At 38.9% G+C, this 23,666-nt stretch carries 10 protein-coding genes and 1 pseudogene; 6 read left to right on the top strand and 5 right to left on the bottom strand.

Features of this window, described 5'->3' with window-relative positions:
- Window positions 1–65: 65 nt before the first annotated feature.
- Window positions 66–5,948: an AAA family ATPase gene (locus AC504W_RS18460; RefSeq protein ID WP_494873702.1), complete on the bottom strand. Its 5,883-nt coding sequence runs from the start codon at window positions 5,946–5,948 to the stop codon at window positions 66–68.
- A gap of 545 nt (window positions 5,949–6,493) precedes the next feature.
- Between AC504W_RS18460 and AC504W_RS18455 the strand changes: the two are divergent.
- From AC504W_RS18455 to AC504W_RS18435, 5 genes and pseudogenes are all read left to right on the top strand, one after another.
- Window positions 6,494–6,901 (top strand): annotated as a pseudogene (locus AC504W_RS18455) (sensor histidine kinase); the annotation flags it as partial.
- A gap of 73 nt (window positions 6,902–6,974) precedes the next feature.
- The gene (locus tag AC504W_RS18450) at window positions 6,975–12,404 is read left to right on the top strand and encodes a trifunctional serine/threonine-protein kinase/ATP-binding protein/sensor histidine kinase (RefSeq protein WP_494873700.1); all 5,430 of its coding nucleotides are present in this window, start codon (window positions 6,975–6,977) and stop codon (window positions 12,402–12,404) included.
- Window positions 12,405–12,422: 18 nt separating this feature from the next.
- Window positions 12,423–14,552 carry a PAS domain S-box protein gene (locus AC504W_RS18445; RefSeq protein WP_494873699.1) on the top strand — a complete coding sequence of 710 codons (2,130 nt, stop codon included), beginning with the start codon at window positions 12,423–12,425 and terminating at the stop codon, window positions 14,550–14,552.
- 206 nt (window positions 14,553–14,758) lie between these two features.
- Window positions 14,759–14,917 (top strand): DUF2256 domain-containing protein, encoded by a 159-nt coding sequence (locus tag AC504W_RS18440; protein ID WP_494873698.1) that lies wholly within the window; start codon window positions 14,759–14,761, stop codon window positions 14,915–14,917.
- Window positions 14,918–15,001: 84 nt separating this feature from the next.
- Complete coding sequence (locus tag AC504W_RS18435) at window positions 15,002–15,961, top strand: isoaspartyl peptidase/L-asparaginase (protein WP_096578745.1); 960 nt, start codon at window positions 15,002–15,004, stop codon at window positions 15,959–15,961.
- Window positions 15,962–16,031: 70 nt separating this feature from the next.
- On the opposite strand, the gene glmU is transcribed toward AC504W_RS18435, so the two are convergent.
- From glmU to AC504W_RS18420, 3 genes are all read right to left on the bottom strand, one after another.
- Window positions 16,032–17,390 carry a bifunctional UDP-N-acetylglucosamine diphosphorylase/glucosamine-1-phosphate N-acetyltransferase GlmU gene (glmU, locus tag AC504W_RS18430; RefSeq protein ID WP_494873697.1) on the bottom strand — a complete coding sequence of 453 codons (1,359 nt, stop codon included), beginning with the start codon at window positions 17,388–17,390 and terminating at the stop codon, window positions 16,032–16,034.
- Window positions 17,391–17,648: 258 nt separating this feature from the next.
- Window positions 17,649–18,881 carry an HD domain-containing phosphohydrolase gene (locus AC504W_RS18425; RefSeq protein ID WP_494873696.1) on the bottom strand — a complete coding sequence of 411 codons (1,233 nt, stop codon included), beginning with the start codon at window positions 18,879–18,881 and terminating at the stop codon, window positions 17,649–17,651.
- A gap of 1,259 nt (window positions 18,882–20,140) precedes the next feature.
- Window positions 20,141–21,073: a tRNA (5-methylaminomethyl-2-thiouridine)(34)-methyltransferase MnmD gene (locus AC504W_RS18420; protein WP_494873695.1), complete on the bottom strand. Its 933-nt coding sequence runs from the start codon at window positions 21,071–21,073 to the stop codon at window positions 20,141–20,143.
- Between the two features lie 140 nt (window positions 21,074–21,213).
- On the opposite strand from AC504W_RS18420, the gene AC504W_RS18415 reads away from it, so the two are divergent.
- A complete protein-coding gene (locus tag AC504W_RS18415) occupies window positions 21,214–22,053 on the top strand; it encodes a sulfurtransferase (protein ID WP_494873694.1) in 840 nt (279 codons plus the stop codon).
- A 38-nt stretch (window positions 22,054–22,091) separates the two neighbouring features.
- Here the strand turns inward: AC504W_RS18415 and AC504W_RS18410 are convergent, their stop codons facing one another.
- Window positions 22,092–23,483 carry a porin family protein gene (locus AC504W_RS18410; RefSeq protein ID WP_494873693.1) on the bottom strand — a complete coding sequence of 464 codons (1,392 nt, stop codon included), beginning with the start codon at window positions 23,481–23,483 and terminating at the stop codon, window positions 22,092–22,094.
- Between the last annotated feature and the right edge of the window lie 183 nt (window positions 23,484–23,666).

The raw sequence follows: 23,666 nt of genomic DNA, 5'->3' as shown, positions 1-23,666 counted from the left end.
TTAAATTTATTTTGCCTTTTAACTTTTTACTTTTGCCTTTTTACTTTTGCCTTGTTCTGTCAAGCTCACGCTGGAATTTCAATCACAAATTCTGTACCTTGTCCTAAAACAGAGTTGCAACTTAACTTACCACTGTGGGTTTCTTCAACAATTTGTCGAGCAATTGCTAATCCTAATCCTGTGCCTTTACCTACTTCTTTAGTGGTAAATAAATGGTCAAATATTTTCTCTTTAACTGATTCTTGTATCCCTTTACCATTATCATAAATTGATATTTTGACGAATTTATCTAAGCACCATGTTGTAATTTTAATTTGGTTGGGATGAGCTTTTATTTCGGGAAAGCTTCTACCTACACTTGCTTCTTCTAAGGCATCAATTGCATTAGCAATAATATTCATAAACACCTGATTTAACTGTCCAGGGAAACATTCTATTTGAGGTAAATCTCCGTATTCGGTGATGACTTCTATGGCTGGACGTTGTTCATTAGCTTTCAGGCGATGTTTGAGAATTAAAATTGTACTATCAATACCATGATGAAGATTAAAATGGACTTTGTAATCTTTATCAGCACGGGAAAAGGTACGCAGGCTTGTGCTAATATTTTTCAGGCGATCGCCAGCTATCATCATTGCATCTATCGTTTTTGGTAAATCTTCTAAAAGATAAATTAAATCAATTTCTTCGGCATGGTCTTGAATTTCATCACTGGGATTTTCTAGAGTTGATTGATAGAGTTTTAAGTGTTCAATGATATCCTCCAAATTTGGTTTAGTTTGTTTGAGAGTTGCCGAAATAAAACCCAAGGGATTATTCATTTCATGAGCTACACCCGCAACTAAATTACCCAACGCCGACATTTTTTCACTTTGAATGATTTGCAATTGTGCTGTTTGTAAATCTTGGAGAGCTTGTTGCAAGTCTAGGGATTTTTGCTTTAACGCTAGTTCAGCTTGTTTGCGCTCATTAATATCTCGCATCACCACTACCGCACCAACTTTGTTACCCCAAGCATCAAAGATTGCTTGACCACTGGCTAACAAAATTCTCTTTGTACCATTTTTAGGTGCAATTACCATCTCGACGTTTTCGATTTTTTCCCCTTGCAAGGCACGGAATAAAGGAATTTCTGTGGTTGATAAAGGTGTTTGACCATCAGGCTGATAAAGGTCAAAATGTTCGGCCCATTGTTCAGAGGGTAATGATGCTATTGGTAAGCCATGAAATTCATAAGTTGCTTTGTTAAATAAGGTCAATTTGCCATTAGCATCACAAACAACAATGCCATCTGTAATATTGTCAATGATGACATTTAAAAATTCTCGTTCTTGCGCCAGAGATGCTTCAGTTTGTTGTAATTGTGCCAGGGATGTTTGTAAGGAATGGGATTTTTCTTGTTCTCGCTCATAAAGTCGGGCATTTGCTAGAGAAATCGCCGCTTGCGTGCAGAGTAAATTCAACAGTTCGACGCGATCGCTAGTGAAGGCTCCTGTTGCTAAATTATTCTCTAGATATAAAATGCCCAGCAATTTACCTTGATGCAAAATCGGACTACACAATATACTCTTAGGCTGTTGACGTAGAATATATGGGTCGTTGGCTAAGGTATAATCTGCGGTTGCATCCCGTAGCACAACAGTTTGGTGGCTATGCTTGACTTTGTAAATTAACTTGTGGGGAATTTCTTGACTGTCTTCAACCGGAATCCTCTGCAATACAACTGGCGGTTTTCCTTCTGTCATCAAGCCTTTGATGAACAGGCGCTCATCTCGCAATAACATTAAGACACATTTATCAGCCCCAGAATTTTTGACAACAATCGCCAGCAATGTTGACAGCAGTTTTCCTAGTTCCATTTCACCAGCTAGAGTTTGATAAGCTGTGAGAATTGCTTTTAAATCGAGGGTATCGGATATATTGTTACTAGAAGTGGGGGAACTGGTAGAGGTGAAAATTCCTGAAGCCAGGATAGTTTCATTAGTTGTAATCGCCGCACGAGTTGATTGTAATATCGGTGCAAGTAATTGGGGATAGTGTTTTTCTAAGTCGGCAATTTTGGCTTTGGCACCCCAATGGGCATAAGCGTAGTAGGCTTGAATCATGTATTCCTCCGCTATGCGCTGTTTATCCCATTGCAGATAAAACTTGGCTGCTAATTCTTGGGCGAGGGCTTCTTCGTTGATCAATTGATGTTCTTTAGCCAGATTTATCGCTTCGTCATAACACTCACTGGCGGCAAATTTTTCACCCAAAACTCGATGACGTTCAGCCTCGACTAAATACCATTTATGCAAGTGGTTCATCGGCGCATAACACGCCCATTGGTGCAGAACTGTTTGGTGGCTGGCTGCAACCGCCAGCAGTTCGGCTTGTTCTGGTTCTGGCTGGGTGGGGACAAGTCCTAGATAAGTTAGCGCCGCATAAAAATGGAAAATCGGCACAAAAATCGATCCTGATACTGCCATCAAACAAGGCTGGGCTTGGTCAATATAGTTGCGTGCATTGGTATAATTAGCAAAATAGCAAGCAAGTAGCAGTTTATAGATATAAACTTGGGCGATCGCAATTAAGTCATTATCCTGCTGGTGCTTAGTCAGCATCAATGTTTCATTGTAGGTATTCCCAATCAAGTAATCTGGTTCGCTGACTGGTTCTATCAGGTTTTCTGCCGCCTGTTTACCCAAATTCAAATAGACTTGAGCCGAATATTGTTTTACCTGAGACAATGCCAGACTATAATCAGCCATAGCTTTAACAAAACTATGCAGTTCTTCACCAGTGAAAAATCTGCCATCACTGTGACCACCCAAAGCAAAACCAGCATGTAAAAAATCTCCGGTTTCGATGCCAGTTTGGTAGGCGGTTAACAGCAAGGGAATTGTGGCATCTAATCGCTCTTGGTAATGTTGAATAAAGCAGCCAAACAAAGAAAGGACAACGGATTTATGCTTTTGGATATGAAATTTTTCTAGTAAGTTGATAGCTAACTGACCAAAGGCATAGCCTGTGACCGCATCTTCTAAGAATGCACACAAAACCATCCCGTGAATGCCATATCCAGTTGTGGATGACACAGTATTACCTGATTGCAGAGATAAACTCACCATCATTGAACTTAACCAGGGTAATAAACCGGGCATTCCTTGGATGATAGGTGAAAACAGCATTCCCAACACTTCGATTGCTGCTTCTGTGGTGGGATCTGTCATTAATGGCAGATTGATCAAGTCGGCAATGTTTCTGCCTGCAAGTTGAGTATTCAGGTTTTGTAGGATTTGGCCAGTCAAGGCTGGATCAGGTGCTTGTGGCAGTTCAACCCCCAATTGTGCTAATGCTGTTCTGCCAACTGCGATCGCCTCCAACACATTACATTGTAAAACTTGGGCGGCAATTTGAATTTCATAAATTTTAACTTTATCTAAAATTGTGTGCGCCGATAGCAATACTATGGTTGCTATCTGTTCCATACTGGCAAAGTCACTATTCAAATAACTCGCTTCAGCCGCGGCAATATGGAGATGCAACGCCAATTCATACTGCTGAACCCAACAATCTTCTGATAATAGTTCTAGTCCAGTTTGGAAATATATTCTCGCTGCGGAATATGCTGTAGAATTTCTTGCCTTAGTGCCTGCTTTTAAGTTAAGTTGCGCCAGTTTCTCCTGTGCTTTTTGTTCTGTAATTAACTGAATGCCTTTATTCAAATGTCCGACAATATCAAAGATTTTTTCTTCTTGTTCGGTGTCAGATAGATTTTGTTGGAGTAATTGTCCGATTTGCAAATGAGTTGCTTGTTTTCGCTCTTGGGGAATCAGCGAATAGGCGGCTTGCTGTACTCTGTCATGTAAAAACTTATATTTTGCTAATTGTTTAGTAGTATTACCTGGTTCTAGGGTCAAGCGATCGCCTTCAATTCCCTGATAAAATTTATAAACTTCACTAATTGGTAAAATTAATCCTTCTTGCAACGCTTTCCACAAATCTGCGGCAGTTTCTATCTCTGACTGCTGAGAAACAATTGCCAAAGTTGCTAAATCAAAAGAGTTGCCAATACAAGCCGCTAATTGTAAGACATTTTGTGTAGATTGTGGCATTTTTTGTAATTGCCATGCCATAAAATCCACAACATCATTTGTAAGTGCCAGTTGATTGACTTGAGCAATATCACATTGCCAACAACCCAAGGCAAAATCAAATTGGATGAGATTTTCTTGATGTAATGATTTCAGAAATTGGTTAGCAAAAAATGGATTCCCCTGAGTTTTTTGATAAATTAATACAGAAAGATTCCATGCCAAATTTTCTGCACATCTCAGAGTGTTGGCTACTAACTGATTTAGTTGTAATTGATTTAGCGGTGCTAAAGTAATAGTATTAATTGTGGCTTGTGTTTTTTGAATTTCATTCAAAGTCAACATTAACGGATCTGCTGGTTTGACTTCATTATTACGATACGCCCCAATTAAGAATAGATAACCTGTATCAGCCATTAAAAGCTGGACTAAGTTTAATGATGCTGAATCTGCCCATTGCAAATCATCTAAAAATATCACTAAGGGATGTTCAGCACAGGTAAATATTTGTGTAAACTTTTGAAATAATAAATTAAATCTATTTTGTGCTGCTGTGCCTGATAATTCTATAGCAGGTGGCTGTTGACCAATGATGATTTCTAATTCGGGAATAACTTCCACAATTACCCCGCCATTTTCACCCACAGCCGCTAAAATTTTATTTTTCCATTGTTGAATTTGTGTATCACTTTCAGTTAAGATTTGACCTATCAAGTCACGGAATGCTTGGACAAAAGCACCCAAGGGAATATTCCGTTGAAATTGGTCGTATTTACCTTTGATAAAATAACCACGTTGTCTAACAATTGGTTTATGAACTTCATTAACAATTGCTGTTTTCCCAATTCCAGATAACCCAGTAACAAGCATCATTTCTGTTGCACCTTGGCTGACTCGCTCAAATGCTTGTAATAGAGTATCTACTTCCGCTTTTCTACCATAAAGTCTATCAGGAATAATGAAGCGATCGCATATATCCCGTTGTCCAATTTCAAAATGTTCAATCGTACCTGTTTCTTGGAGTTGAGATAGACATTTTTCTAAATCATATTTTATTCCCAAAGCACTTTGATATCTGTCTTCAGCATTTTTCGCCATCAACTTCATCACAATATCAGAAATTACTAGCGGAATTTCTTCCCTATTCCCTATTCCCTGTTTCCTGTTCCCTAATGCTGTAGGCATTTTCGCAATATGACAATGTACCAATTCCATCGCATCATTTGATTGAAAAGGTAATTCTCCGGTGAGTAATTCATAGAAAGTCACACCCAAAGAATAAAAATCAGTCCGGTAATCAATTGGGCGATTCATTCTTCCGGTTTGTTCCGGAGAAATGTAAGCAAGTGTCCCTTCTAAGACATTAGGATTAACAATCGCTGGTGTTTCTCTCGGTAATAAAGAGGCAATGCTAAAATCAATTAATTTAACTTGTTTGGTTACAGGATTAATTAAGATATTGCTGGGTTTAATATCTTTATGAATGATGCGATCGTGATATAAAATATCTAAGGTTCTACACAGTGAAATTGCAATTTCTAAAAACTCCTCTAGAAATTCTTGCCTACTCTTAGCTTTCCATTCTGGAAGAGAAATTCCGCCAAAATCTTCCATTATTAACGCATAGGCATTTTTATATGCTTCGAGGCTATAGGTTTGAATAATAAGAGGTGAGTTGAGATTTTTGGCAATGCTGTACTGATTGCAAAAAGATAAAAGTTCACTAAAACTAGGATAAGAGTTTTTTAGCAGTTTAATGACTACAGGTAAATTGTCAGTTTCTCGTACTGCTCGGTAAACTATAGTTCTGGAACCATCATAAATTTGTTCGCCGACTATATATCCGGAAATACTGACTGGAATACTAACCATAACTGCGTTCAGGCTGGAGAATTTCTGACTTTAGTATTCCCAAATTTCTCTAGGGGACTTCAAAAGCAAAAAAGTTGATCTGAATTGTTTTGAATAATGTGTGTATGGAAATACTAAGTAGATGTATTTAGTAACTCAGTAGTACAACAAGGCAAAAGTAAAAAGTGAGCCGCTGCGTTGGGTGGGTTTCCCGACTTGTACCCCTACGGAGACGCTACGCGTAGCGTCTCCGATTAGGAAAAGCAAGTTGCGTTAGCGACGAAGGAGCATCACTCTGAAGGAGTCAAAAGGAAAAAGAAAGAATAGTGATAACACAAGCCTTTTAGCAATTCCAGATGGTCTGTTTATTTACGCCGATCTGTAATAGTATGTTCAGTGTTTCCAACTACAAATTCATCGAAGAACTATACAATGACTCCAGAACTATCGTTTATCGAGGATATTGAGAGACTACTTAATTAATCTCGAAACCCAAGAAGTCAAATTAACTGACATTTCCCCAGAACAAACAGGAACAATGAACCAGGGTATTGACTACCGCACAGATTTTTATTCTTACAGAATACGCTGAAATACCACCAATAGATTGTTTTTCTGGACAATTAAATCAGGTATTTATGAATCTTTTAGCGAATGCAATTGATGCTGTAGATGATTTTAATCACAGGTTTAAACTTGCAAAAATTAAGTTAAATGCAAATAAAATTACTATTAAAAATTTCATAGGAAACTGCTGGTTAAAAATCTCAATTGTCGACAATGGTAAAAGGATTAGCGAAGAAATTAAACACAAAATTTTTGACCATTTATTTACTACGAAATCTGTAGGAAATGGTACCGGTTTAGGAATAGCGACCGCCCGACAAATTGTTGAATAAATCCACGCCGAAAAATTGAGTTGCAACTCGACTTTGGGTGTGGGAACGGAATTTGTGATTAAAATACCATTATAAATTTTTGCTCATCTTTATAAAAAATTTAATAAACTGGGAAAACTAAAACTGTCAATCATCAGGATTTAGCCGTATGGTTAGCACAATACTCAGTATTCCTGGATATCACATCACTCAAGAACTCTACAACGGTTCTAGAACCCAGGTTTACCGAGGGTATCGACAAACTGACTCATTACCTGTAGTGATTAAACTGCTGAAAAATCCTTACCCCAGTTTTAGTGAATTAGTTCAATTTCGCAACCAATATACCATTGCCAAAAATCTCAACTCTCCTTTAATTCTCCAAACTTATAGCTTGGAACCTTACCAAAATGGCTATGTGTTAGTCATGGAAGACTTTGGAGGGATTTCTCTTAAGGAATGGGGAATAGAGAATTGGAAGTCGGGAATGGGGGAAACCTTACAATCTCTACAGGAATTTTTAGAAATAGCGATCGCTTTATGCAACGCTTTAGAAATACTTTACCGCAATGCCTGCGACGGTCTACACCTAAGCATTATTCATAAAGATATTAAACCCAGCAATATTTTAATTAACCCCGAAACCAAACAAGTTAAATTAATTGACTTTAGTATTGCATCTTTACTACCACGAGAAACCCAAACCCTAGTTAATCCCAATGTTTTAGAAGGGACATTGGCTTATATTTCTCCAGAACAAACCGGGAGAATGAATCGGGGGATTGACTATCGGACTGACTTTTATTCTTTAGGGGTGACTTTTTATGAGTTACTCACAGGAGAATTACCCTTTAAATCAAATGATGCGATGGAGTTGGTACATTGTCATATTGCGAAAACACCTGCGGTATTGGAGAACAGAGAAGAGATTCCCCAGGTAATTTCTGATATCGTGATGAAATTGATGGCGAAAAATGCCGAAGACCGCTATCAGAGTGCATTGGGATTGAAATATGATTTAGGAAAATGTTTGGTTCAACTCCAAGAAAATGGCAAAATTGAGAGTTTCCCCATTGCACAGAGAGATGTGTGCGATCGCTTCATCATTCCTGATAAACTGTATGGACGAGAAGCCGAAGTAGAAAAACTACTGCAAGCATTTGAGCGTGTTAGCATTGGCGCATCTAAAATAATATTAGTTGCTGGCTTTTCGGGGATTGGGAAAACAGCAGTTGTCAACGAAGTACATAAACCGATTGTTAGACAACATGGTTATTTTATTAAAGGCAAATTTGATCAGTTTCATCGGAATATTCCTTTTAGTGCATTTGTGCAAGCATTCCGAGATTTAATTGGTCAATTTTTAAGCGAAAGCGAGGCTCAAATCCAGCAATGGAAAAACAAAATATTAGATGCTGTTGGCGAAAATGGACAGGTAATTATTGATGTAATTCCCGAATTAGAACGGATTATTGGTAGACAACAAACCATACCAGAATTATCAGGAACAACAGGCGAAAATAGATTTTATTTAATATTTCAAAAATTTACTAAAGTCTTTACCAGTGCAGCACATCCTTTAGTAATATTTCTAGATGATTTGCAATGGGCAGACTCAGCCTCATTAAAGTTAATGCAACTATTAATGACTGATACATCACATCTTTTGTTAATTGGAGCTTATCGTGATCACGAAGTCACTCCCATACATCCATTAATGTTAATTTTAGGTGAAATTGCTAAAACACAAACAACAATTAATACAATTAATTTATTACCACTAAGTCAAGAACAAGTTAATCTATTAGTTGCGGAAACACTGAGATGTCCAGAAAAGTTAGCTGGGAATCTTTCACAACTTGTATCTCAAAAAACTCAAGGTAATCCATTTTTCGCCACTCAGTTTCTCAAAGCATTGCATCAAGATAAATTAATTAAATTTAACTTTGATTTAGGTTGCTGGGAATGCGACATTACACAAGTAAGTCAGCAAGCAGTGACAAATGATGTTGTGAATTTTATGGCATTTCAATTACAAAGGCTGCCTTTAGCAACTCAAAATGTATTACAGTTAGCAGCTTATATTGGTAATCAATTTGATTTGGCAACTTTAGCAATTGTTGCAGAAATATCAGAAATTGAGGCTGCGGCTGATTTATGGAGAGCCTTGCAGTCAGGGTTAATTTTACCAATTAATAACATTTATAAGTTTTATCAAAGAGATATTCATGATGAAGCAGTTCGAGAAGATGTCAATCATCAACCATTAGTTCAATACAGATTTTTACACGATCGCATCCAACAAGCGGCTTATTCATTAATTCCCGCAGCACTAAAGCATAAAACTCATTACCGCATCGGACAACTACTCTTACAAAAAATTTCTCCCGCCGCCAGAGAAGAACGCATTTTTGAACTGGTTAATCAATTAAATCACGGCACCAGTTTGATTACTCAAGCAACAGAACGAGAGGAACTTGCACAACTGAACCTAACAGCATGTCGTAAAGCGAAAGCCGCCACCGCTTATTTAGCAGCGCGGGAATATGCCACAGTGGGATTGTCACTGTTGGGAGAACAAGCTTGGCAACAACAGTATGAAATCACCATCGCCTTGCATGAATTAGCCGCGGAATTGGCAATGCTGTGCGGTGATTTTGCGGTGATGGAACAACTGATTAACATTGTCATCGAGCAAGCACAATCCTTACCTGAACAGGTGAATGTTTACCGAATTAAAATTCAATCTCTAGTTTCCCAGAATAAATTTAGCGAAGCCATTGCGATCGCCCAAACAATTTTGCAACAGCTTGGCGTTACCTTTCCTGCAACACCCACACCAGCAGATATTCAACAAGAAATTCAGGCGATCGGGGAACTGATAGGCAACAGAAACATCGCAGATTTAGTTCATCTCAGCCTGATGACCGATGCCACAAAAATAGCAATTTTGCAAATTGCTGGTAGCATCATGCCTGTAGCTTACCTTTCTGGCTCTCCCTTGTTTCCCTTACTAATTTCTTTATCAGTCAGAACATCCATTCAGTATGGCAACACGCCAGCTACAGGCTATATTTATTGCTCTTATAGTGTGCTGCTATGTAATTTCTTGCAAGATGTGGATACAGCAACAGAGTTTGGTCAATTAGCACTCCAAGTTGTCGCAAAACTAGATGCTAAAGCGGCTAAACCGCAAGTATGTCTCCTCCTGGGACTATACATTCGCCAACGCAAATCTCACATCAAAGAAACCCTCCCACTCTTGCAAGAAGGATATAGCATTGGGCTAGAAGTCGGCGATCTAGAGTTTGCTGGACACAACGCCCACAATTTTTGCTTTTATGCTTTTTGTTGTGGTCAGTCTCTAATGACATTAGAACAAGAGACTCGCGCTTACTGCAACGGGTTAATGCAGCTTAACCAATTAACCACAGCCAATTATTGCCGCATATATTGGCAAGCTGTGTTAAATCTGCTGAGTTTGACAGAGAAACCCACTATTTTATCTGGGGAAGCCTTACAAGAAAATGAATTTGTTTCTCTACTGCAATCCGCCAATGATGGGTATGGGTTGTACATTTTCTCTTTGTATAAGCTGATGCTTTGTTTCTTGTTTGCAGAACTAGAAGCAGCCGAAAATTATGCAATTGAAGTCAGGCGCTATTTTATGGCTGGTGCAGGATTAGTCAGTGAACCTGCTTTTTATTTCTATGATTCTCTCCTGGCTTTGGCAAAGTTGCATCAACACCCAGATGAGACATCAGAAGTTTTACAGCGTGTAGCTGAAAACCAAAGCAAACTTCAGCATTGGGCGCACTATGCCCCGATGAATCACCAGCATAAAATTGATTTGGTGGAGGCAGAAAAACATCGGATTTTCGGAAAGTTCTATGAAGCAGGAGATTTTTATGATCGCGCCATCTCTGGAGCCAAAGAAAACACGTACATCCAAGAAGAAGCTCTAGCTAACGAACTTGCAGCTAAATTCTACCTCAACTGGGGCAAAGATAAAATTGCCGCAGGTTATATGCAGGAAGCCTACTACTGTTATGCTCATTGGGGAGCAAAAGCGAAAGTTAATCATCTAGAAAAAACCTATCCTCAATTACTCCAACCAATACTGCAACAACAACGCATCAACCTTAATCCCTTAGAAACTATAGCTTTTCGTGGGACTGTCTCATCGACTCACACTTCTACTAGCGACAGCACTAATTATTCAGAAATTCTCGATTTTACCTCTGTGCTGAAAGCGGCTCAGGCAATTTCTAGTTCTTTAAAATTAGACGAACTCATTGCTAATCTAATCCAGATTATTATCGAAAACTCTGGTGCAAAAAAAGCTATATTGTTGCTATCTCAAAATCAGACTTGGCAAGTTCAAGCAATTGGTTTAATTGAGCAGGGAAAATTAAACACTGTTCTAGAGCCGCAATTACTCGATATTTGCCCAGATATTCCCAAAAAAATTATCAATTATGTCATAAATACCCAAGAAACACTGGTGATAGACAATTGCCAAACAGATATACCAGGGGTAATTGGGGAATATATGCTGCAACATCAACCCCCAAGTGTACTTTGCACACCGATAGTTAATCAAGGATATTTGGTAGGTATACTCTACCTAGAAAATAAGTTAACTTCCGGGGTATTTACTCGCGATCGCCTCAACATAATTCATCTTTTGTCTTCTCAAGCCGCCATCTCCTTAGAAAATGCCCAACTTTACCAAAAAGCCGGACAAGCATTACAAGACTTACAACAAGCCCAATTACAAATTGTCCAAAGTGAGAAAATGTCTGCATTGGGTAATTTAGTAGCTGGAGTTGCCCATGAAATGAATAATCCTTTGGGCTTTATTGCTGCTAGTCTCAAACAAGCTAAACCGACCCTGGCTGATATTGTTGAACACTTAAAACTCTATCAAGAAACTTTACCCTTCCCCAGTGATGAAATTCTCCATCATGCCGAAGAAATTGATTTAGATTATAGCTTAGAAGATTTACCCAAAGTCATTGATGCAATGGTGATAGCTTGCGATCGCCTGAAAAATATTAGCACCAGTCTCCGCACTTTTTCCCGCGCTGATAAAGATTATAAAGTACCATTCCAAATCCACGAAGGCATCGACAGCACAATTTTAATTCTCAAACATCGCCTCAAAGCCAATGAACAACGTCCGGCTATTGAAGTGATTACTGATTATGATAACCTGCCGCAGCTTGAGTGTTTTCCTGGACGACTAAATCAAGTTTTTATGAATATTCTAGCTAATGCTATTGACGCTTTAGAAGAATCTAATAACCAACGCAGTTATGCCGAAATTCAAGCTAATATTAATCGGATCATCATTAAAACATCATTAGAAAATCAACATATAAAAATATCAATTGCCGATAATGGTAATGGGATGCCGGAAGATGTAAAAAAACAGATATTTAACCATTTATTTACAACTAAAGCGGTGGGGAAAGGTACAGGATTAGGATTGGCGATCGCCCGTCAAATTATCGTTGAAAAACACGGCGGTTCCATCCAATGCAAATCCTCTCCGGGAGAAGGTACAGAATTTGTCATCTTAATTCCCCTGCGATAATCAATAAGAGGAAAATTTATGAATAATGCAGTGCTTGAACAAGAAATTGCTTTGCTGCGTCAACAAAACGCTGAGTTGCAGCAACAGTTAGCACAATCTAAAAGTGAATCTAGCAAACGAATCATTCAATTAGAACAGGAATTGCAAGCAACTCAACAACTCTTACACAGTAATTACCAAACAGAACTCGCCCTCAAAACTTCTGAAGCAGAATTACTCACATTGTTTAACGCCATCCAAGATGTAATTATCGTTGTTGATTCCGAAGGACGATATCTAAAAATTGCTCCTAGTTGTGCGCCTTCACTATACAAACCGCCTACAGAACTTATAGGTAAAACCACCCATGAAGTTTTACCCACCGACCTTGCTGACTATTTTGTGGAATGTATTCAAAAGGTACTTAAGACAAAGAAAAATGCCACAATCGAATATAGCTTGCCCATTGGCGATCAAGAGATTTGGTTTGAGGGTAATGTTTCTGTAATGGATGAGAACAAGGTAGTTTGGGTAGCGAGAGATATTAGCGATCGCAAAGCAACTGAGGCAGCTTTACGTCAACAAGAAGTTCAGTATCGGAGTATTTTCGAGACTGTTAGTGATGGCATCAGTGTTGTGGATCTAAATAGTGGTAAGATTGTTGCTGCCAATCCGGCTTTTTGTCAGATGCACGGCTACTCTCAAGCAGAATTAGTTCAATTAAGTCCTCCAGATTTTATCCATCCAGATTCTTTGCAGAAATTTGGAGAATTTATTAATTCCATCAAGATGGGTGATGAATTTCACACTCAAGGTGTAGACATTCGCAAAGATGGTACTTGCTTTGATATCGAAGTCACAGGCAAACTCTTAAGCTACAATGGCAAACCCCATGCACTTTCGGTAGTGCGCGATATTAGCCAGCGTAAACAAGTAGAACAAGAACAACGCAGATTACTAGCGATTCTCGAAGCAACCACAGATATTATTGGTATAGCTGATGTGAATGGAAATAATCGCTATCTTAACCAAGCAGGTCAGAAGATTTTAGGCATTTCTCCCTCAGAAACCGATAAGTTTCATATCAGCGAGCTTATAGAACCCTCAATGTTAGAAACATTGCAGACACAGAGCCTACCTACTTTACTTGAGAAGGGTGTCTGGTCTGGAGAATCTAGATTACGCAGTCGTAGTGGAGAAGAATTTCCAGTTTCTCAGGTGATGATTGCCCATAAAAATGAACAGGGAGAAATAGAATTTTTATCAATGATCGCTCGTGATATCCGCGATCGCCAACAAATCGAGGCTCAACTTCGACAACAAGCAAAAGATTTAGCCCAAACTCTAGAAGAACTGCAACGTACCCAAGCACAAATGATTCAAGCTGAAAAAATGTCAAGTTTAGGTCAACTAGTTGCAGGAGTTGCTCATGAAATCAACAATCCTGTCAATTTTATTCATGGTAATCTCACTCATCTGGAAGAACATACCCAAGATTTATTGCAGGTAATTAACTTATGTCAACCTATGAACCTGCCAGAATTTCAAAATTTGTCGGAGGAAATTGACTTAGATTACATTCAGCAAGATTTACCTAAAATCTTGCATTCTATGAAAATAGGGACTCAACGCATCCGTCAAATTGTGTTATCACTGCGTACCTTCTCACGTATGGATGAAGCTGAATTTAAAGAAGTAGATATTCACGAAGGTATAGATAGTACTTTAATGATTTTGCAACATCGTCTCAAACAAAAACCCGAATTTCCCGAAATCCAAGTCATTAGAGACTATGCTTCTTTACCTTTAGTAGAATGCTACGCCGGACAACTCAATCAGGTATTGATGAATATTCTCACCAATGCCATTGATGCTTTAGAAATGGGAATGGGGAAAGATGAACTACCAACAATTACAATTCATACTTCCGTAATTAATTCTGGTTGGGTAAAAATGGCGATCGCTGACAACGGGATGGGAATGTCAGAACAAATTAAAACACAAATTTTCAATCCCTTCTTTACCACCAAGCCTGTTGGTAAGGGAACAGGTATGGGAATGTCCATCAGTTATCAAATCATTACTGAAAAACATGGTGGCAAGTTGGAGTGTTACTCCCAACCAGGAAAGGGAACGGAGTTTGTCATTACAATTCCCATTCGGCAGTGATTAGTCTTTCAGCGGATAACAAACAACGCCTAAATTAATTTTTTGTATCAAAAATAACTATATTATTTGGCGATTTGTAGAGACATCAATTTAAAAATCAATCGCATTGCTATTTATGAGCTAAAGTCTCCCGCCTTTGTAGCAAACTGGTTATAATTATTTTCCGTCTCTCTCAAAACTTAACATTATATCTTCACAGTATTTATATGGGGCGCTATCGTTCTAAATCTGACCTGCCCACAAAAATCTGCCCTGTATGTCAACGTCCCTTCGCTTGGCGAAAGAAGTGGCAAGATTGCTGGGATGAGGTGAAATACTGCTCAGAACGTTGCCGCCGTCGCCGTTCTGAAGCGAAAACAGACTAAGGGGTGAAATATGAAGTATGAACTATGAAGTATGAAGTGTAAAATCAACTTGAATTCAGACGCAAATAGCGCAAACAATTATAGATGCAGGTAAAGGTGCAACCCAAATTAATTATTCATGGAGGAGCAGGTAGTTCTCTCCACGGCAAAGGAGGATTAGAGGCAGTACGCCGATCGCTCCATGCAGTTATCGAAGAAGTTTATGCTTTGTTATTATCAGGGGCAAACGCTTCCGCAGCAGTGCTGCGGGGTTGCCAACTGTTGGAAGATGACCCCAGATTTAATGCTGGTACTGGTTCGGTACTGCAATCTGATGGTCAAATTCGTATGAGTGCGGCTTTAATGGATGGCATCTCAGGACGTTTTAGTGGTGTGATTAATGTCTCGCGGGTAAAAAATCCTATTGAATTAGCATATTTCTTACAAAATTCTCCTGACCGCGTATTGTCAGATTATGGTTCAGCTGAATTAGCGCGAGAGTTACAAGTACCCAGCTACAATGCTTTAACTGATTTGCGATTACAAGAGTGGATTCAGGAACGTCAAGATAATTTTAAAAGCACAATGGCTGGGGTAGTAGCCGAGCCAGAATTATTAGAAACCACCAGCAATGCTGGACGTGGCACGATTGGCGTAGTAGCTTTAGATGCTCATGGTGGCATCGCCGCAGGTACATCCACAGGCGGTAAAGGCTTTGAGAGGATTGGTCGGGTAAGTGATTCGGCAATGCCAGCTGGTAATTACGCCACTAGTTATGCGGCTGTTAGCTGTACTGGAATTGGCGAAGATATTATCGATGAGTGTTTAGCACCAAGGATTGTCGTGCGGGTTACTGATGGGATGACGCTCAAAGATGCTATACAACGCTCGTTTACTGAAGCCCACGAACATCAAAGAGATTTAGGGGCGATCGCCCTAGATGCCAGTGGGGCGATCGCTTGGGGTAAAACTAGCCAAGTCTTACTCGCCGCCTATCACGACGGTGAAAAAGTTGGCGACACTTTAGAAATGGCAGTTGGTACGCAAGTCGGCTGTATATCCTAGTGCTGAGTGCTGAGTATCAATCCGTTTGCTGAATGTCTAAACATATCTGAACTACATCTGTAAAACTTACTCAGCACTCAGCACTTTTCCTCCGCCATCCTTGCTTGACTACCTGACGACTACGAGCAATAACTAAACTATCGTTAGGCACATCTTCGGTGACTGTGGAACCTGCTGCCACATAGACATCATCACCTAAATTAACTGGTGCTACTAACACACTATTAGAACCAGTTTTGGTGCGATCGCCAATTTTAGTCCGGTGTTTTTTTACACCATCATAATTGGCAGTAATTGTGCCTGCTCCAATGTTTACTTGAGTCCCCGCTGTGGCATCACCCAAATAAGATAGATGGGCTACGTTGGTTTTATCACCTAACTGAGTATTTTTTAACTCCACAAAATTTCCGATACGGCAATTCGTTCCTACTTCAGTATGACCACGTAAATGCGCGTAAGGGCCAATCCGAGTTCCGGGTTGCACAATACTATCTGTAACTACAGAATATTGCACTGTAACGTTTTCGCCCAATTGGCTATTTTCAATCAAACTTCCTGGCCCGATGCGGCTACCAGTTTTAATACTGGTATTTCCCCGCAGGTGAGTTTGCGGCTCAATAATTACATCCTGTTGTAACTCTACAGTGTCGTCAATTGTAATGCTATGGGGATCGATGAGGGTGACACCTGCAAGCAGCCATTTTTCTTTGATGCGCCTTTGCAAAATTTCGTAGGCTGTGGCTAATTGTAGGCGATCGTTAATGCCTAAAATTTCTTGATAATCTGCTACATCCACAGCCATCACTTTTCCAACTTGGGTGACAGCATCGGTGAGGTAATATTCTTTTTGGGCATTGTTAGCTTCTAAATGTGGTAAGACTTTGGCTAAGTCCGGCCAACGAAAGCAATAAATCCCGGCGTTAATCTGCCGATTTTCTCTTTGAGCAGGGGTACAATCTTTATCTTCAACCATTTGTTGGACTATATTTGCACCATCGCAGAAAACTCGCCCATAGCCTTTGGGGTCAGATAACTGAGCAGTCAGAATGGTTGCAGCGTTTTGATTTTGTTGGTGAGTGAGCAATAACTGTTTCAGGGTTTCGGTGCGTAACAGTGGTACATCACCATTCAGCACTAATAAATCTCCAGTGTAGCCCTCAAGATAAGGCAGTAATTGCTGGATGGCGTGACCTGTTCCTAGTTGCACTGTCTGTTCTACAAACTCTAAGTTGAAGCTTGATTGTATGGCTGCTTTTACTTCTTGGGCTTGATACCCGACAATCACCATTCGTCTTGAGGGTGAAAGCGGTTCTACGCTGTCTAAAACTTTTTCTACTAGCGATCGCCCACCCAAAGAATGTAAAACTTTGGGTAAGCTGGATTTCATCCTTGTGCCGCGTCCCGCCGCTAGAATTGCTACAACTACCATAATCAAAAGTATGAAGTATCTTCGCCCGTGAAGTTCCCAAAAGGTAGTATAGCAGGAGGCAGAAGACAGGAGGTGAGACCGTGTGTCTTGAGCATTGGCAAAGCCGCCCAACGAGTGACCGAATTTTAGATTTTAAATTTTGGATTGAAGATTGAAAATTCAAAATTTAAACAGGTGACAGGTTCGCCTGACTTTAGGCATGGGGTCAATCTAAAATCTAAAATCCAAAATCGTGTGGCTGTACCCAAAGAGAAAACATTACTTCAAGTTGTAAGTATGAATAAAATCAGTAAATCGCTGCATTAGTTCAGGATTTCGCCACCCTGCTTGAGTTTCTTCCCACATCACAGATAAAGCTTCTGCTGGGCTGAAAGCTCTTTTATAAGGCCGCTCGCTAGTCAGCGCATCATAAATATCAATTAATTGGAAAACTTGCGCTAAAAACGGAATTTCATTCCCCTTCAGTCCATCAGGATAGCCTGAACCATTCCAGCGCTCGTGGTGATGGCGAATAATGGGAATTACACCCTGCATACTACGTAAGGGCTGGCAAATTTTTTCCCCAATTAAAACATGCTGCTGCATCATCTCCCAATCTTCCAAGGTAAGCTGCTCATTTTTGAGTAGCACTGCATCTGGAATGCCAACTTTACCAATGTCGTGAAGATAACCACCCCACATCAAATCTCGCAGTTGAGAGCGAGAAAGATTCAAGTATTCTCCAAAATTTTGTCCTAGTGTGACTAAACGTTCACAGTGATCTCCCGTATTCGGATCTCGACTTTCAATCGCTCTCGCAATTGAAAATAGCACTTGTTCTGCGTGGTCTAAGTCTTCGTTTAATCGCTTTTGTCTGACTAAGGACTTCACACGCGCGGCTAGTTCCACACGATCAAAGGGTTTGGTCAGAAAATCATCGGCTCCAACTTCTATTCCGCGAATACGCGATCGCCGATCATTTAATGCTGTAATAAAAATTACTGGAATTAACCTCGTATGTTCATCCTGCTTGAGTAAGTGACATACCTCAAACCCATCCATACCAGGCATCATCACATCCAGCAAAATTAAATCTGGGTGTTTTTGTGTCACCAACACCACAGCAGCCGCACCACTATCTGCTTCAATTACTTCATAACCTTCCATTGCCAACAATGCAGCAGCTGTCATCCGACTAGCAGCATGGTCGTCAACTACTAAAATTTTTGGTGCTTCAGTATCAAAGAAGCAATTCACTTTGGAGCCTTTGACTTGTAGAGTTCTAGATAATGATGAATTGTAGCCAGAATTAATCTCTGATTTACCCCAAGAAGACCCGGCTTTTCCTTCTTCAATCATTACTTCCTGCTGGGATAAGTTTAGTGGATAGTCCTCTAAGTCCCGCCATTCTAGCTCATTATTTGCATTTCCACTATGCACTTTCTTTTTGGGATTTGACCCACTCAGACTTTGTTGATTAGAGTTTGTGGAATTAGCACTCCAGTAAATCACAAAGGCACCCCATTCTTTTTAAATTAACAGTTTCTGTCTGCAAAAATCAAGTTTAGCTCTGCAACCATACTCCACTTTGCATTTTTACAAGCTTGCTGTCTTATTCTTAGCCTGCTTGTTTTTATCATGCCGAGGATATTTTTCTTTATAAAAATAAAATTTTACTAAGAGAAATTTGCCGCAAACATCCTAAATATCCATTCTAGTATCATAAATTCACCCAAATGTTAAATCAGGTTTTTTACGGATATTTTTAATGTTTCAGTATAGCAAGAGTGTTTTGTTCTTGTTATTTGGCTGGAAAATTATATTTTTATTTTGAGTTTTTATATAATTTTCAAAAAAAACTGTACTTACTGCCAAACTATTTTGACAATTATCATATTTGATAAATATTTTGTTTGATGTTAACTTTCCTAGTTTATACCTCGAAAACCAGAATAATTTTAAGATCATATTTCATTGCTCACTGTAGATTTTGATATCCATTAACTTACCATTTAGCGTTTAAATAGCTTAAGTTTTTATGAATCACTAGATGGAATTGAAACGTTTATATACATATTTTTAATTGTTACTTTGCCCATTGGGTATGATTTGAATTCTAAATATATTAGGACTTAAGCACTGTATATTAGGACTTATTCACTGTACAAAATGGCTATTTTGTGCATAACGAAAATCTGTCATTTCAGACTATTGCCTAAGAGTGCTGGAGCAATTGCGATCGCTGACTAATGGAGAGAAAAAGAAATCTCAATACCAAAAAATCTATCCACATATTTCATTGCTGCTATCTGTACTTCCTTCCTATTAATATCTGATGTGAATTAAACATACCCAAGCTATAACAAGGGTTTCATGCTGTGGTTTAGTCAATATGTTTAACAATTTTGACGTATTTACGCCTTTCCAGACTCTCAATCACATCAGCCTTTGAAAAAAAAGATTAAACATTAAGTCTATATTTATAGCAGAATTACCCAGTGTAAATTCCCCTATGGGTAAGTTTTATAGCGCATATCTACAGGTTGATATCATGTCAGATTAATCAGTTATGGTTCGGGGTATCTGTAAAGAAACAGCACAATTTTCTCCTCTGCTCCTTTTGCGTTATTCATCAGCAGTCTTTCACCGAACACGATATTATTCCTAGTTGGAAATCTGGTCTATGTGTTCCAGGAACTGGTGGGAAATATTTGCTTCAATTACAAGAGAAAATCTAGTGGTGTTTTCGCTGTATTTTGCCAACACAATTGTCAAACCAAGTCAGAATTAACTTCAATAGAGTCAGCTGTTTTGTTTTTCAGGAACCAACGTTTTCGCCAACGGGAAGTAGGTTCTAATAAACAAGCTTGTTGTTCTTGTTGTCGTCGCATCATGATCACATCAGGCGGATCATTTAATTGTGGATCGCGGTAAGGAATTGCAGCACGAGTTAACAAATGTTCTTGTTCTTCTAGAGAGAGGTGAGGAAGTGGTAAGTCACTGAAACACTCTGTACTTGGAGAATAAGCTGCAACTGTACCAGGCGATCGCCTTCCAACTGGCGGGGTAGAACCTATCTTTAATCCAGCCAATATCAGTGCTGTACGTACAGAAGCGGCACAAGAATAAGTTGCCAGTCGGCCTTGTTTACGTAAACAAACTGAGACTTGTTGAAGAAATTCCACAGTCCATAAGTGAGGACACTGAGGGGGTGAAAAGGGATCTAGAAAAATCGCATCTGCACTAAAACCAGATTTATTTACCTCTTGAATCGAGACTCTAGCATCACCAATGAGTAACTTTGCTTGCAGGCGTTCGGTTTTTGCTTGCTTTTCAAAAGCGAGTTGAGTCAAAATTGGCGTGTATTCGTAATTCCATTGATCAAATAAATGATTAGCGATCGCAGCTTGCGGTACAGTCGGATTCAGTTCTAAACCAATTAACTCCACATCACAATTAGGGTTTACTGCCCAGATTGTCTGTAAAGCTGCTGCTGTGTTGTATCCTAGACCATAACAAATATCTAATAGCCGCACAGCTGGTTTAAGCGCCGCTTGCGCTAGTTGAGTCGGTTCAACAAACTTAAAATAACTTTCTTGTTTCGCACCAAAATGACTATGAAATGATTCATTAAACTCTTGAGAGAAAAAGGTAAAAGAACCATCTGCTGTTGCTTGTGGTCGAAAGTGATCAAATTCTGGCATTAGACTTGGTTCACTAATGTTCATGGTCAATATTTTAAAAAAGCTTGACTAGTTATCACTGACTAAGAGTCCAGTATTATTAGGAAATTGATTAGTCAAATATTATTCTGATTCTTTAATTATTTTGAATTTTTATATCTATGGTTAACACTCAACTTTTTGTTTCACCAGCATGGCTTGTCGATCACCTCAACGATTCCCAAGTTGTGATTGTAGATTGTCGTTTTTCTTTGGCTGATCCACAATTGGGGCAAACACAATATCAAATAAGCCACATTCCAGGGTCATATTATCTAGATTTAAATCAGGATCTTTCCAGTCCTGTGGGTAAACATGGCGGTAGACATCCTTTACCTGATACTAACAATCTAGCTAAGAAGTTATCAGCAATGGGGATCAATTCCCAAAAAACTTTGGTTGTAGCTTATGATGATTCTCGCTTGGCTTTTGCATCTCGTTTATGGTGGTTACTCCGCTATCTAGGACATGAACAAGTAGTAGTTATGGATGGTGGCTATACTGCATGGCAACAAGCTGGATACCCAGTTACAGATATTATCCCAGAACTCCAGCCAGGGAATTTTATTCCTCAAATTCAACCCGAATTGGTAGTAGATATAGAAGTTGTTAAAAGTCGCAAAGATTTACCAGAGGTAGTTTTAGTAGATTCAAGAGAAAGCGATCGCTACCGTGGTGAAAGAGAACCAATTGATAAAATTGCTGGTCATATTCCCGGTGCAGTTAACTATCCTTGGCAAGAAGTTACAAACTCATCAGGTTATCTGCTTGCCCAACTACAGCAACGTCAAAGATGGGAAACCATAGAAACAGCTAAAGAAATTTTAGTCTACTGTGGTTCTGGTGTAACGGCTTGTGTCAATTTACTTTCTTTAGAATTAGCTGGCATTCATACAGGTAAGCTTTATGCAGGTAGTTGGAGTGATTGGATTAGTTATGGGTCAATGGTCAATGATCAATAGTCAAAAAAGTTAATTGCACTATAGACTTTGGACTAATTTTAAAATTCACCAATTTTAAAATTATAATAAACGCTCAAGAACCAGCTATCAAAATTAATATTTCTATCTGTAGAATCCCCAAAGCTAAAGCCACTCTGTAAATTGAAACTGCTAGAGTCAGAGACTCGGTAAATAACATGGCCAAATAGACGGTGATACTGGTCGTCTCGTTGTCTTTGCGTAAAATCAGAAAGATTTAATTGATAGTTAATCCCAATTTGTAATGGTTCTTGTAAGTAATAACTTAAAGAAACCCAAAAAGAATTAATTAGCCGACTGCGGTTGTTTGGTTCAGAAAAATTGGCACTAAATTCGTAGAAGCTATCTATAAATAATCTAGAATTAAGCGGGTCTCGTCTTCCTACCGATAGCCGCACTGCATTTTCGTCTAAAAAGCGATCGCCTGCTTGAAAGCGACCAACACTATTAGCATAGAAAAACTGTTGATTATTAAAATCTAGTTCTGCATACATACGTGGTGAAAGTTGTTGATAAATCCCTACGTTAAAACTTATTTGGTTATAGTTAAATCTTGATTGCTCCATATAGCGAATCAAATTACCATTAATTGAACCATTAATATAAGTTTTAGAACCTATAGGAAAGTATGCAGAAGCAAGACTAAGACCATAAAAAATTAAGCCATCTTCTCTCGGAAAAAACTCAGAAGCAAAAATGTTATTTGTATGAAAGTAGCCCAAATTAGCCTGTAAGGAACCTATTGGTTTAAACTTAGATACTGGCAATGGTGGTTTTTTTTGTGGTAAAGGTCGTGGTCTTACCCTTAACTCAAGTTCCTGAACACCATTAGCCTCAGATGTGGGCTTTTTTTGGGGTAAAGGTCTTTGTCTGACTCTTAGTTCTAATTCCCGCAGAATATTAGTTTCAGAGTTTGGCTTTTTTCTTTGTTGCAATATCTGTCTGAGCCTCTCTAACTTCTCATTTCTATCCGCTGAGGGTTTATCCAACAGTTCTTCTATAATCATGGGTGAAGGCTGAGGAAAATCTCTTGGCTGTACTTCTAGTTGTGGTGGATTATTTAAGAGTTGAGGATTGCTAGGAGAATTTGGCGGTTGGGGATTAGGCTCAGTATTAGGTTTTGTTTCAGGAGTGGTTTGGGCTATGATTATGTTTGACTCTGCTAAATTAAAATTAAATGGCTGAGGCAGCAGTAAATCAAAATTACTGACCTGAAACTGGCTGTTTTGGTCAAACTTATAACTTCCCAGGTTATATGCAAAATATTCTAGGTTTTCCTCATTTTGCTCACTAGATTCATCTAAGTTAGCAGCCCACGCTACATCTACGCCAATGCAACATTTATTTGCACCAATCAAAGCTAATAAAGTTGCAAATAAAAATTTTGTCCAGCCTGTGGGTTGCATCAGCATTGACGTTTTATCAACAAAACAATATAACCATTCAGCCCAATCATTAAAAAACAAAGATGTTAACTTTTAGAAATTAATTATTTGATTTTAATATTTTTTGATAATTTTGATTACATTGATTTATACCAGAATTTCGCTAAAATTTTCAATAAATCCACCGAAAATTTAGTTAGAAAACTAAAA

The organism is Nostoc sp. C96 (assembly GCF_059384975.1).
Note: the sequence above shows the minus strand (reverse complement) of the source record. Positions and strands in the feature narration are given on the sequence as shown.

Excerpts from the sequence above, each read along its gene's own strand:
- glmU (WP_494873697.1), bottom strand. The coding sequence starts at position 17,390 with ATGGTAGTTGTAGCAATTCTAGCGGCGGGACGCGGCACAAGGATGAAA.
- AC504W_RS18450 (WP_494873700.1), top strand. The coding sequence starts at position 6,975 with ATGGTTAGCACAATACTCAGTATTCCTGGATATCACATCACTCAAGAA.
- AC504W_RS18435 (WP_096578745.1), top strand. The coding sequence starts at position 15,002 with ATGCAGGTAAAGGTGCAACCCAAATTAATTATTCATGGAGGAGCAGGT.
- AC504W_RS18415 (WP_494873694.1), top strand. The coding sequence starts at position 21,214 with ATGGTTAACACTCAACTTTTTGTTTCACCAGCATGGCTTGTCGATCAC.
- AC504W_RS18460 (WP_494873702.1), bottom strand. The coding sequence starts at position 5,948 with ATGGTTAGTATTCCAGTCAGTATTTCCGGATATATAGTCGGCGAACAA.
- AC504W_RS18445 (WP_494873699.1), top strand. The coding sequence starts at position 12,423 with ATGAATAATGCAGTGCTTGAACAAGAAATTGCTTTGCTGCGTCAACAA.
- AC504W_RS18440 (WP_494873698.1), top strand. The coding sequence starts at position 14,759 with ATGGGGCGCTATCGTTCTAAATCTGACCTGCCCACAAAAATCTGCCCT.
- AC504W_RS18420 (WP_494873695.1), bottom strand. The coding sequence starts at position 21,073 with ATGCCAGAATTTGATCACTTTCGACCACAAGCAACAGCAGATGGTTCT.
- AC504W_RS18410 (WP_494873693.1), bottom strand. The coding sequence starts at position 23,483 with ATGCTGATGCAACCCACAGGCTGGACAAAATTTTTATTTGCAACTTTA.